The organism is Flavobacterium sp. SOK18b (genome assembly GCF_014156605.1).
GTDB lineage: Bacteria > Bacteroidota > Bacteroidia > Flavobacteriales > Flavobacteriaceae > Flavobacterium > Flavobacterium tiangeerense.
Genome location: NZ_QKNZ01000030.1, coordinates 1 through 12,156, shown reverse-complemented (window position 1 = coordinate 12,156; position 12,156 = coordinate 1). Strand labels below are relative to the sequence as shown.

At 32.0% G+C, this 12,156-nt stretch carries 11 protein-coding genes; 1 reads left to right on the top strand and 10 read right to left on the bottom strand.

All coding sequences use genetic code 11. The features are described from left to right. The first annotated feature begins 38 nt into the window (after nt 1-38). On the top strand, nt 39-791 hold the full coding sequence (locus DNC80_RS06440; protein WP_182650230.1) for a glycerophosphodiester phosphodiesterase family protein: 753 nt from the start codon (nt 39-41) through the stop codon (nt 789-791). Nucleotides 792-866: 75 nt separating this feature from the next. Here DNC80_RS06440 and DNC80_RS06435 read toward each other — a convergent pair whose 3' ends face one another. The 10 genes from DNC80_RS06435 to DNC80_RS06390 form a co-directional block, all read right to left on the bottom strand. Continuing rightward, on the bottom strand, nt 867-1,415 hold the full coding sequence (locus DNC80_RS06435) for a sigma-70 family RNA polymerase sigma factor (RefSeq protein WP_182650229.1): 549 nt from the start codon (nt 1,413-1,415) through the stop codon (nt 867-869). Beyond that, complete coding sequence (locus tag DNC80_RS06430; protein ID WP_182650227.1) at nt 1,406-2,512, bottom strand: glycosyltransferase; 1,107 nt, start codon at nt 2,510-2,512, stop codon at nt 1,406-1,408. Before DNC80_RS06430 ends, DNC80_RS06435 begins: the two co-directional genes overlap by 10 nt. A 109-nt stretch (nt 2,513-2,621) precedes the next feature. Next, the gene (locus DNC80_RS06425; protein WP_182650225.1) at nt 2,622-3,236 is read right to left on the bottom strand and encodes an FMN-binding negative transcriptional regulator; all 615 of its coding nucleotides are present in this window, start codon (nt 3,234-3,236) and stop codon (nt 2,622-2,624) included. 46 nt (nt 3,237-3,282) lie between these two features. Continuing rightward, nucleotides 3,283-4,296, bottom strand: coding sequence for a UDP-N-acetylmuramate dehydrogenase (gene murB / locus DNC80_RS06420; protein ID WP_182650223.1), 1,014 nt, complete (start codon nt 4,294-4,296; stop codon nt 3,283-3,285). A 47-nt stretch (nt 4,297-4,343) separates the two neighbouring features. Then, nucleotides 4,344-6,191: an asparagine synthase (glutamine-hydrolyzing) gene (gene asnB / locus DNC80_RS06415; protein ID WP_182650221.1), complete on the bottom strand. Its 1,848-nt coding sequence runs from the start codon at nt 6,189-6,191 to the stop codon at nt 4,344-4,346. Nucleotides 6,192-6,197: 6 nt separating this feature from the next. Next, the gene (locus tag DNC80_RS06410; RefSeq protein WP_182650219.1) at nt 6,198-7,259 is read right to left on the bottom strand and encodes a glycosyltransferase family 4 protein; all 1,062 of its coding nucleotides are present in this window, start codon (nt 7,257-7,259) and stop codon (nt 6,198-6,200) included. A gap of 1 nt (nt 7,260) precedes the next feature. Further along, entirely contained in the window at nt 7,261-7,932 is a 672-nt protein-coding gene (locus tag DNC80_RS06405) for a DUF2461 domain-containing protein (protein ID WP_182650217.1), read from the bottom strand. A gap of 5 nt (nt 7,933-7,937) precedes the next feature. Continuing rightward, entirely contained in the window at nt 7,938-8,639 is a 702-nt protein-coding gene (locus tag DNC80_RS06400) for a thioredoxin domain-containing protein (protein WP_182650215.1), read from the bottom strand. Nucleotides 8,640-8,781: 142 nt separating this feature from the next. Continuing rightward, a complete protein-coding gene (locus DNC80_RS06395) occupies nt 8,782-10,902 on the bottom strand; it encodes a hybrid sensor histidine kinase/response regulator (protein ID WP_182650213.1) in 2,121 nt (706 codons plus the stop codon). A gap of 27 nt (nt 10,903-10,929) precedes the next feature. Further along, nucleotides 10,930-12,009: a DNA replication/repair protein RecF gene (locus DNC80_RS06390; protein WP_182650211.1), complete on the bottom strand. Its 1,080-nt coding sequence runs from the start codon at nt 12,007-12,009 to the stop codon at nt 10,930-10,932. Between the last annotated feature and the right edge of the window lie 147 nt (nt 12,010-12,156).

Here is a 12,156-nt window from a genome sequence, read left to right as displayed (position 1 = left end):
GTTTAAATATAATTTTATGAAAAATATATAAGGTATTTATGAAAGCAAAAACGATAACTATTGCGACTGCATTGTCGCTACTTTTTTTCAATTGTAGTTCAAATAAATTTATTGTTTGTGGCCACAGAGGCGCAATGGGACATGAAGTCGAAAATACAATAGCTTCTATAAAAAAAGGAATTGATCTCAAAGCCGATATGCTTGAGATAGATGTGTTTAAAATAAAAACGGGTGAAATTGTAGTTTTTCACGATGATGATTTAGACCGATTGACAAATGCTAAAGGAAAGATTGAGAGTTACACTTTTGACGAATTAAGAAAAGTACTAGTTGCAGGTAAACATCAAATTCCAACTCTTGAGGAAGTCATAACAACTATGAATAGAAAAGCAGTGCTCAACATTGAATTGAAGGGAGAAAATACGGCGGCAGATACGTACGCCATTATGGAAAACTTTAAAAAGCGTGGCTGGAGCAATAAAGATTTTTTTGTATCTAGTTTTAAAGTAAATGAATTAAGAAAAATGAGAAGTTTGAGTAAGGATGTTTCTATAGGATTACTGACTTACAAAGATCCTATTGAAACTGTGATTCAGTTAGGAAAAGAATTAAATGCGCAAGCAATAAACCCTTATTTTAAAACCTTGACGCTAGAAAATGTTGCGATCATGAAAACTAATAATTTCAAGATTCTTCCTTGGACAGCAAACGAACCTGCTGATATCAAGATGCTACAAGATTTAAAAGTAAGTGGAATAATTACTGATTTTCCAGAAAGGATTGTACGTTAAACCGAAATTTATAAATGTAAAAGAAAGTCTGTTTTTTCAGGCTTTTTTTGTGCCCATTCAAAAAAGATAAAGGAATTATTTTTTCTGAATTATTTCGGCTAGCAACTTCTTGGCACGTAAAAGTTTAATTTTTACATTACTTAGTGGTTCATTCATTTTTAAAGCTATTTCTTGATAGCTCATTTCTTGAAAATAACGCAGCTGAATCACCTCTTGGTAATGAGGTTTTAATTCTTTAATGCATTGTAATAAACGGGATAAGTTTTGTTCAGTAATCAATACATCCTCAGCAGACGGAGTAGTGTCAGCAATATTGTAAGCTTGATGATTTTCGTCTTCTGTAATTTCAACAAAAAGACTTAGTTTTTTCTTTCGTAATAAATCAATATGCACATTTTTTGCAATAGCTATTAACCAAGTATTGAATTGAAATTCAGCATTATAAGTGGCTAGTTTGTCAAATGCTTTAGAAAAAGTTTCAATCGTAATGTCCTCGGCTGTAGTTTCATTTTCGGTTCTTTTTAGCATGAACCCATACACCTCATTCCAGTAGTGATTCAATAGAAAAGTAAAGGCAACTTGATCACCTTGTTTTGCTTTTTCTATTTGATTGTTTATTTCCACTGTGCTGGTTTTGAGAATAGATTAATGATAAAGATATTGATTTGGATTAAGATTAAGACAATTTCAACAATTGGAAACCAAAATTTTAAATCATGCTCCTCAAGTTTCCTTGCAGATGAACCTATCATAATCCATGCCACGAGATAACGAAAGGCTATTAAACTGGTGACAATAATCCATTCAAATTGAAACGCAAGCAAAACAGCTGGTAATAAGATGAATAATAATTGTGAACTATAAAAAACACCCAGTTGAAATTGATCAAAAAAAGTATAATGGTTAGCAGTTGCAACATGCCTCCTTTTTTGTGATACCCAATCATTAAAGGAAGTTTTAGGTTTAGAAAGCGTAAAACTATCTGGCTCAAAAGCTATTGTAGTGTTTTTTGCTGTTGCAGCTTGATTTACAAATAAATCATCATCTCCTGAGCGAATGCGCATGTGCTCAATAAATCCGTTTACTTTAAAGAATTCATCTTTTTTATACGCTAAATTTCTACCAACTCCCATGTACGGCTTGCCTAACTTTGCCCATGAAAAATATTGAACTGCTGTTAAAAGAGTTTCGTATCGAATTATTTTATTCAGAAAGGAATTTGAAATTCGTTCGTATTTTCCATAACCCAAAACGATAGTTTTTTGCATGGTAAATTGTGCTGTCATGGTAGCTATCCAGTTTGTTGAGGTAGGATAACAATCCGCATCTGTAAATAATAAATAGTCTTTTGAAGCTGCTTTGATGCCTAACGTTAAAGCGTATTTTTTATTTCCCCAAAAGGCTTCGTTGTTTTCTACTTTTACAAGTCGAATGTTTGAATATTGCTTTTCAAATTCTTCAAAAATATCTAGTGTTTTATCACTTGATGCATCATCAATTAGAACTATTTCAAAGTCAGGGTATTCTTGTGCTGCTAATAAGGGTATAAATTGTGCTACGTTTTCTTCTTCATTTTTAGCACAAACTATTACAGATACTGGAATTTTTTTTGGAGTACTTTTTTGATCTTTGGCGAAAGCAAAAAACCTGAAAACCCCTAAATAATAGAGTATTTGAACGGCTACAATAAAAATAAAAAAGTAAAATAGTAATATAAGCATTTGTGTTTTATGAGTATTAATATTCGTTACAAGGCGTGTATAAATATGGCTGCAAAGGTATGAATAGAATCTCTAAATGTTAAATACTAATTGTAATTTTCCAAAGAAATTAAATAGGACATTTTTTCATTTCAGTTGCAGTTGCAATGGCTTGTGGAGTATTTACTTTTTCTAACGCTTCAATAATGTTTTGATAATTTTTTTGGTCTCTATTTTGAGACATTTTCTTAGTAGCATTAATTTCTGTAATTTCAATCTCAAAGGCTACAATTCCCTTTGCTTGGCGCATTGTTTTTGCTGATAAATCTTCAATACGAATTGGGTTTTCTGAACCTTTTTCATATTTGTCTACTAATTTTTTTAAGGATTCTACAGCTGCTTCGTGATCAATTATTTTGATTTTCCCATGTATTTGAACTGCAATATAATTCCAAGTTGGCACATTTTCATGATCGTACCATGAAGAAGATATGTAACTGTGAGGTCCTGAAAATACTGCTAAAACTTCGTCATTTTCTAAGAATCCTTTCCATTGTGGATTTTCTTTTGAAATATGACCGCACAAAATTTCTTTTCCTTCACTGTTAGTTTCTAGCTCTAATGGAATATGAGTAGCACACAGTTTACTATTAGACTGATTGATGAGTATACCAAAACTGTTTTCGTAAAGAAATTTTTTTATTTCTGCTGCATTTTCGTTTCTGTAAATATCAGGAATGTACATGGATTGATTTTATTTTATAGTTGATACTAATAGAGGAATTCGTGCATCATATAATGTTAACTTCTGCTTCAATACGAATTCCAAAAAGTTTAAATACGGTATCTTGAATTTCATGCGCTACATTTAATATCTCTTTTCCTGTAGCATTGCCATAATTTACAAGAACTAAAGCCTGGTTTTTATGCACACCTGCATCACCAAAACGTTTGCCTTTAAAACCTGCTTGCTCAATCAGCCAACCCGCGGGAACTTTAACCTCAGTATCTGAAATTTCATAGAATTTCATTTCTGGAAAGCGTTGGTGTATTTTTTCAAAATCAGATTTTAAAACTATTGGGTTTTTAAAAAAACTACCACTGTTGCCCAATTCTTTAGGGTCGGGTAGTTTACTTTTTCGGATCGTAATAACAGCATTACTAACGTCTACAAGAGTAGGATTTGTGATGTTTTTTTTGGCTAATTCACCTGAAATATCTCCGTAGGAAGTGTTTATTTTGTGGTTTTTCTTGGTGAGTTTAAAAACTACGGATGTAATTACGAATTGATTTTTCACCTCATGTTTAAAAATACTTTCTCGATAACCAAAGTTACATTCATCCTTAGTGAACGTTTTAATTTCTTGGTTTTCAATGTTCATTGCTTCGCAATAAGCAAAAGTATCTTTTATTTCGGCACCATAAGCCCCAATATTCTGAACAGGAGTTGTGCCCACATTTCCCGGAATAAGGGACATGTTTTCTAATCCTCCAAAATCTTGATTGATAGTCCATAGTACAAATTCATGCCAATTTTCTCCCGCTTGACTCTCAACCCACACAAAGTCATCATTTTCATTGATGATTTTTTTGCCTTTTAAATCTACATGAATTACAAGAGCGTCAATGTCTTGTGTTAGTAGCATGTTGCTGCCCCCACCTAAAATAAATAGTTCAGTATTTTGATTCTGGTTTAATACTATTTCTAATTCTGCGACGGTATGTACGGCTATAAATTTTTTTGCGAAAGCATCAATGCCAAAAGTGTTGTGTTTTTTTAGTGAAAAGTGGGGTAGTATGTTCATGATGGTATGCTTTTTTCAAGTATTGTAACGAATGTCAAAAGTAAGTATTAAAATTTAGATGTGTATGTTCTCATCCAGATATGCATCATAAAAAGCGGCATTACATATGGTGTCATTCTCATATCTCCTTTTTGTAAATTAGAGATCAATTTTTGAATATTGATGTGATTAAAATAAGGCATTTGAAAGAGGTCACTTTTAGCAAAAAGTTCTATTTCTTCCTTAAAAGCATCACTGCTTGCCATGTATTTACCCCAAGGTGCACTTAAACCTACTTTTTTAAAGTTTAGAATTTCTTGTGGCAACTTTTTTTCCATTGATTTTTTTAAAATGAATTTCCATTTTTTTCCTGAAAACAACCATTTATCCTCTAATGAACCTAATCCAATGATAAGTCTTGGATCCAAAAAAGGTTCTCTACATTCAATTGATTCGCCCATTGTACAGCGGTCATTTCGATCCAATAGGGAGCACAAATAAGTATGCTGGTCAAAATAGAGTGCCTGTCTTCTAAGATTATTAGGGTAAATTGATTTTGCTTCCTCAAAAATTTTCATTCTGTATTCGTTTATTGGAGGGTTTTTTATGCCGAAATTTTTTGCAATGTCATTTGGATATATATTTGATCCATTAAAAATAACTAAATCTGAATTTGTATTAATTTGAGAATATCGACCCAGTTTTTCCAGCCTTGGTTTGTTATTAAAAAGCTCAAAATTGCTAATCATTGATATTGCATTTAACAAGGATGGATATTTTAAAGTTTTATAGCGTACATAACCTCCCATTAGTTCATCTGCTCCTTCACCAGATAAAAGTACTTTTACCTTGGGTTTTGCCATTTTAGACAGCGCTAAAATATGAGGTTCACTCAAATGTACAATGGGCTCATCTTGGTAATATGTAGCTTTAATAAGGTTTTCATATAGATTTTCATCTTTTAATTTCATCGTGTGAAATTCATAATCAAACTTTGAGGCTAAACTTTTGGCTAGATGGGACTCGTTATGCTCTGCTTCTTCAAAACCCATATTAAAGGTTTGTATTTTTTGATATTTTTGATCGTGTAAAGAAGCTAAAATTGATGATGAGTCTAGACCTCCACTTAATAATACACCCACGGGTACATCACTCACCATTCGTAAATTTATAGAATCGTTAAATGTTTCTTGAAACCATTCTAAAGGTTTTTTAATTTGGTCTTGATTTTGAATTTCTGTCTTCAAGTCCCACCATTTTAAAATCTCTTTCTTACCGTTTTGATGTATAGTTAAGGAGTGACCTGGTAAAACTTTGTTCACATTCTGGTATAAGGTATTTTCACCAGCTACAAAACGATTGAATATATATTCCTCTAATCCGTCAGAAGCAATTTTAAGTGGTACACCAGCAGTAAACAATGCTTTTTGTTCTGATGCAAAATATAATGATTCATTATGAAACGAATAGTATAGCGGTTTGACGCCCATCCTGTCTCGTGCAAGTGTCAATTTTTTTTCTAATTTATCCCAAATAGCGAAGGCAAATATACCATTGAGTTTATTCAGCATTTTCAAGCCATACAACTGAAATAGTTTCATTAACACCTCTGTGTCAGATGTGTTTTTTATGCTAAGCCCATTGTTTTTTAATTCGTTATAAAAGGATTTGTAATTATAAATTTCACCGTTATATACCATTATGTATCTTCCGTCTTCGGAAATGTAGGGTTGGTGTCCTGCGATAGTTAAATCTATAATGGATAATCTTCTATGTCCTAATCCGATATTTTTATCAATAAAAATTCCTTTGTCATCAGGTCCTCTATGTTCTAGTGAGTCTCTCATTCTAAGTAAGAGACGCTCATCTACCTTTTTTTGATTTTGTAAATGAAAGATTCCATTAATTCCACACATAATGAGTTATTTTCTGGCGTTTATTAGAGTATGGTATTTATTGGCAATTTCCTTCATGTTTATTTTGTAATTAGCTTTTTGAGAGCAAAAATTGTAATTAATTTCGGTAGCGTTTTTAATGCTATTTGTGTTGTTGATGGTCCATAGAATTTCTTGAGCAAGCTTGTTGTAATCTCCCACAGGTACTAGTTGTCCATTTTCTTTATGTTCAATATAACTTTTATTTCCAGGAATATCACTTACAATAGGATAGCAACGTGTGGCCATTGCTTCAAAAAGTGATGCTGAAACTCCTTCTGTAACAGGCATGCTAATATACAGATTCGCTTTTTTAAGGTAGTTAGGTAACTGTGTATTTAAAATTCTTCCAGTAAAATGTACTTTAGGAGCTATGTTTAAATTTTGAGCTAGTTTTTTTAAATTTAAAAGCTCTTTGCCGTCACCTACAAATGTCAATTCAAAATCTATTTCTTTTTTATGTAAGATTCCAAAAGCTTTCAAAATGACATCATGCCCATACTCAGGACATAAGGAACGGGTGACAATAGCATTTATTTTGCCCGAAAAGGTTTTTTGTGGACAATTGAACTTTTCGAGATCAATACCCTTTGGTAAAACCAAAACTTTTTGCATGTCAATATTTGCTTTTTGCATGGATTGTGACATCACAGGACCCCAAGCATGTATTAACGTTGCATGTTTAAAAGCGTATTTTTGCATTCTTTTTTTTACAGGGTACAAGATGGAATTTTTCGGCCATAAATCAGTGTATCCTTGTTGCGCAATTGCTACGGGTTTAATCCCGCATAAAACAGCCAAAAAACCATAGCTAGTAGTTCTTTCAGCAATAATCATATCTGGTTTTTCAAGACGAATAATTTTTTTTACGTGTGGTAGTGCATAAGTGTATTCTAAAAGTCTTAGTAGTCTGTTTTTTATATTGTTACTAGGTTTTTTTAATTCCCAAGTAATGATTTCAAAGTCGCCAAATTCTTGTAGACCTCTAATCCAAGTGATAGCATCTGCGCGGTAGGTTTCACCTAAAAAAAGGATCTTTCGCTTTTTCATTTTATTCGGTCGTTAAGGCACGATTGATAAAATCATTTAGCGGTTTCAAAAGAATTAATTTTTGACAAATGGTTTCGGTAAAGTTCTCTTTTGCAGCGTCATCATAATCAATTTTATGTGATGATTCAAAACTTTTGAGTTTTAATAAATCAATTGCAGGATGGTCTTTATCGTATCCACGTGGCGGATTTTTTAACAGGTCTTTTTCATTCCTGTCAAGGTCACCAAATTCTTTTTTGAATTTTTTCTCTGCCAGTATGGCTTCTAAATCTTCATGAAAAAATGCAATTTCTCTTCGTATTTTTTTGACATCTTCAGCCTCTGGGCAGTACAAGCCTCCTGCTATAAAGCTACCGCTTTTTTCTAGATGAATGTAATAACCGGATCTATTATGACCTTTGGCACCAGATGAAATCCAGATGCCTAAATGGGATTTATAAGGTGTTTTGTCTTTAGAAAAACGAATGTCTCTATTGATTCTAAAAGTGCAATTTTTAACTTCAAGTAGTTCTAGACTTGGGTCTAATGGTTTTAGAGTGTCTAGCAAGTCAGCAACAAATCTTTTATAATCTGTCTTAAAAGCTTCGTATCGTTTTTTTTGATCCAAAAACCAATCTCTGTTATTATTGGCCTTTAAATCTTCTAGAAATTGAAGTGATTCTTTTGTGAGCATATACGTTATTGTATTTGTTTTTTTAGATCAACTTCCGTTATGTAGCCTGATTGTTGCCATTTTATTTTGGTTCCTTCATATAACAATAAAGTAGGGAGCTCACTAATTTTCAATTCACTCATTAGTGTTTTGTTTTTATCCGCGTCCAGCCTAATTATGGTAACTTCATTAGCAAGTTCAGTTTGCATAGTTTTAATATATGGCTCCATTTTTTTACATGGAGCGCACCACTCAGCATAGAAATTTATGAGTACTTTTTTATCACTATTGGTGATTTTGTTGTACTCATCTCTAGTCATGCCTATCGCTTTATTACTTGTTTTTGCAAGTCCAGCGGCTTCCCATTTTAAGATCCCACCTTTCATTTCGTAGACTGTTGTAAATCCTAACTCATTTAGTTTTTCATGAGCGCTTTGACTTCGACCTCCAGCTTTGCAGTAAATAAAAACAGGTTTTTTAGGGTCTAACTTGGCTACTTCTTTTTCAAAACTGGTACCAAGCCAATCAATGTTGATGGCATTATCTAAATGATAAGATGAAAATTCTTGGGGTGTGCGCACATCTATAATTTGAGCGTTTGGCGTTTGTTTTATTTTGTCACTAAAAACTTGAGCTTCAATGGTTTTTGTTTTAATTGCTTCTTGTCCGTTGCAAGAGGTAATTAATGTGGTACATGCCAGAATTACTAGGGTTTTAAATAGATTCATTTTATTTGGGGTAATTTGTGTTCTTCAAAAATACTTAATTTCTATTGGTTTTTGGGCTTTCGTAGCTATATTTTATAGTTTACCATGCACCAGATTTTTAAAATGAATAGGACATGATTTAATGATTCATAAAAGAATCGTATTACTTATTTAAAAGTGTATGAATTTTAAAAAATAGTTCTTCCTTGTTTATTGGTTTTATCAAAATGTCATCTATTTGCAGCTCTTTCAGGTTTTCAGTATTCATATATGAGTCACCTGTAATCACTAGGATTGGTACTTCGGCATTTTTATTAGGTATTTTTTTGATGTCTTCTACAAAATCAAATCCAGAATATTCACTTATTTGTAAATCGGTAAGAATTAAGTCAGCTTCATTTGTTTTTAAATACGTTTTTGCCGACTCTACATCTTGAAAAGTAGTAGCTTTAAAGTGTAATTTTTCAATTAATTTTTTCAAAAGTAATAATGTCATCGTATCATCATCAACTACAACTACCTCAAGGTTTTTGTCTTTAAATTGGTTTAACAACTTAGTTTGACTCGTTTCTTGCTCCTCATTTGATGGTTCTAGCATCAGGAAAAATGAAATTTCGGTTCCTACATTGAGTTCGCTTTTTACTGATATTTCTCCTTTAAAAAGTGAAATGATATTTTTGCATAATGTGAGTCCAAGACCTGCTCCAAAACTGATTTGCTCTTGATGGGCTTTACTTTGGTAAAACTTATCAAAAATTTTATCTACTTCCTCTGCAGGAATTCCTGCTCCTGTATCGGTTATTTTTACATCAAATCTATAATTTTCACCTATTTTTTGGAGGGCTGTAACTACTGTAATAGAACCTTTTTTGGTAAACTTTATTGCATTGCCTATAATATTGTAAAACAACTGGTGAATTTTAACATTATCTGCCCAAACACTTTCGTCTAGCTCAGTGGGGATAGTGTATTTGATTTCGAGTTGCTTCAATTCAGCCAGCGCTTTTAAAGATTCTAAAATAGCACTGACCTCTGTTTTTAAGTTCATCTTGGTATTGTACAGGAGTAATGTATTGTTCTCATTTTTAAAAAAATCCAAAATTTGACTTACTGTTATTTGTAAGGAGTTAGCAGTAAAATAAAGGGAATCAATGGGTGAGTTTAATGATGGGTCTGTGTTTGAATTTTTAATTTTTCTAGAAAAGTTTGAAATAATATTTAGTGGCGCTCTCATTTCATGACTGATCATTCCAATCAACTGATTCTTTTTGTCTAGATTAATTTCGGCATTTTGTCTTAGGATGTTCAAATTCTTTTCAAGTATGAAAGAGTAGATGGTGTACAGCAGCAATAGAAAAGTGATGATGCTTATGGCAATTAATAAGTTAAAAATAAATTGTTTCTTTTCAACTAGTTTAGAATTGTATTCCTTTATTTTCTGCAAGTATTCTATTTTATTCAACTCTTGAGCTGAACTAGAATAAATCAAGACAATTTCTTGACTTTTTGTTAATATGTTTTTATTAATTTTAATGAGTTCGTTGTCTTTTTCTTTGAGTGCAAAATGAACTTTTTGCAATTTAGACACTTCGTTTTTGTAATAATTCTCAGTAACCTGAAAAATATTTTTCAATTGCTCTTCAAAGGAACCTGCTTTTTCCTGGTTGTTAAAAACCATTTTTATCACAGATTTCACTTCCTCTTTGTCAACATCATTTTTACCAGCAATAGCATTGCCAAGTCTGCCAAAAAAACCTTTCTTTTTTGTTACAACGGCTGTTTTTGTAGTATCGTAACTGATAGAACTTAGAACTTTTTCATAATTGTATGATTTTAATTTGAAGTTTAAATCATTTGGAGATGTTTTATTAAGATTTGAATTCATGATGGCGTCAAACTCATTACTCAGTTTGCCCATATCACTTTCTAATCCTAATTTTGATTTAATGATGGTTTTGAAAGCAACATTTTTTTGAGTCAAGTTGCTTAGCTTTTCAAGATCATTAATCATCTTTTTTATCGCTTCTTGATATTTTATATACCGTTCTGTTGAATTGGTATTTAAATATTCATTGAAGGTATTATTAGCTTCAAAATAACTTTTTATAGCTTCATTAGACAAGGTCAAAGCTTCATTGGGCTTTGCAAGAGCATCAATTGAGTTGTAAATATTATTTTGAATTTTTGTTTCATAATACCAAAAATTAAATGCTACAATTTGCAAAGCAATGATAGAAATAAAAAGAAATATGTGGACTATTTTTCTATTTTTAATATGAATCATTTCGTTTGATTTTGGTTCGTAATAAGTTTATAGATTAAAAATTTTATAAGACTGATGCGTAGACTTTACAATGGCCTCTGTACGGTCTGAATGTGTGTCTGTTATGAATAATTGTCCAAAAGTAGCACTATTTACCATTTCGATAATTTTACTAACCCTACTTTCATCAAGTTTGTCAAAAATATCATCAAAAAGTAAAATGGGTTTCACACCACTTTGTTTTTTTAAAAATTCAAACTGAGCCAGTTTTAAGGCAATCAAAAATGATTTTTGCTGTCCTTGTGACCCAAATTTTTTAATGGGATGCTCGTCAATTTGAAAAACTAAATCGTCTTTATGGATGCCCACACTCGTATATTGTAGCGCTCGGTCTTTTGTAATGTTTTCTTCTAGCAAGGATAAAAAACCTTTTTGAGATAAGTGACTTTCATAGAGCAACTGTACTGTTTCCTCTGATCCAGTAATAGCTTTGTGATGAGCAATAAAAATAGGTAGAAATTGAGCCGCAAAATCTTTTCGTTTTTCAAAAATAGAATTCCCTAATCCTGTCAGTTGTTCATTATATATAGAAAGGGTGTCTGCATCGTAGACATGATTGAGAGCAAAATATTTAAGCAAAGCATTGCGTTGGCTTATTACCTTATTATAATGTATTAATTCCTGAAGGTAGTGCGCATCCAGTTGAGATATCACACTGTCCATAAATTTCCTCCTAGTTTCACTACCTTCAACAATCAAATCTCTATCTGCGGGTGAAATGATAACAAGTGGTATAAAACCGATGTGGTCTGAAAATTTATCGTAATTCTTACCGTTGCGTTTAAGGATTTTTTTTTGCCCTTTTTTTAGGCTACAAACTATTTGCTCCGTTCTTTCATTTTTTTCAAATTCAGCATCAATGACAAAAAAATCCTCACCGTGTTTGATATTTTGAACCGCTAGTGGGTTAAAATAACTTTTACCATAAGACAAATGATAAATAGCATCCAGAACATTGGTTTTACCAATGCCGTTTTTACCTACAAAACAATTTATTTTATGGTCAAAATCAAAGCTGGCCTCTGAGAAATTTTTATAATTGAAGAGCGAAATTTTTTTTAAATACATGAGAAAGTCTTGCTACAAAGGCGATCAAGGTTTTTGGAAAGGAGTTTTTTATAAGGGTGCAAATTATTGAAAAATATCCACATAACCCGCTTTTGTAGTTTTTCAATTTTGAAATATTTTATCAAAAGTGAAGCGTACCATTACAAC

What these genes read in the sequence shown, in the direction of transcription:
- DNC80_RS06400 (WP_182650215.1), bottom strand. Translation starts at nt 8,639, where the DNA reads ATGAATCTATTTAAAACCCTAGTAATTCTGGCATGTACCACATTAATT.
- DNC80_RS06425 (WP_182650225.1), bottom strand. Translation starts at nt 3,236, where the DNA reads ATGTACATTCCTGATATTTACAGAAACGAAAATGCAGCAGAAATAAAA.
- DNC80_RS06440 (WP_182650230.1), top strand. Translation starts at nt 39, where the DNA reads ATGAAAGCAAAAACGATAACTATTGCGACTGCATTGTCGCTACTTTTT.
- DNC80_RS06430 (WP_182650227.1), bottom strand. Translation starts at nt 2,512, where the DNA reads ATGCTTATATTACTATTTTACTTTTTTATTTTTATTGTAGCCGTTCAA.
- asnB (WP_182650221.1), bottom strand. Translation starts at nt 6,191, where the DNA reads ATGTGTGGAATTAATGGAATCTTTCATTTACAAAATCAAAAAAAGGTA.
- DNC80_RS06410 (WP_182650219.1), bottom strand. Translation starts at nt 7,259, where the DNA reads ATGAAAAAGCGAAAGATCCTTTTTTTAGGTGAAACCTACCGCGCAGAT.
- murB (WP_182650223.1), bottom strand. Translation starts at nt 4,296, where the DNA reads ATGAACATACTACCCCACTTTTCACTAAAAAAACACAACACTTTTGGC.
- DNC80_RS06405 (WP_182650217.1), bottom strand. Translation starts at nt 7,932, where the DNA reads ATGCTCACAAAAGAATCACTTCAATTTCTAGAAGATTTAAAGGCCAAT.
- DNC80_RS06395 (WP_182650213.1), bottom strand. Translation starts at nt 10,902, where the DNA reads ATGATTCATATTAAAAATAGAAAAATAGTCCACATATTTCTTTTTATT.
- DNC80_RS06390 (WP_182650211.1), bottom strand. Translation starts at nt 12,009, where the DNA reads ATGTATTTAAAAAAAATTTCGCTCTTCAATTATAAAAATTTCTCAGAG.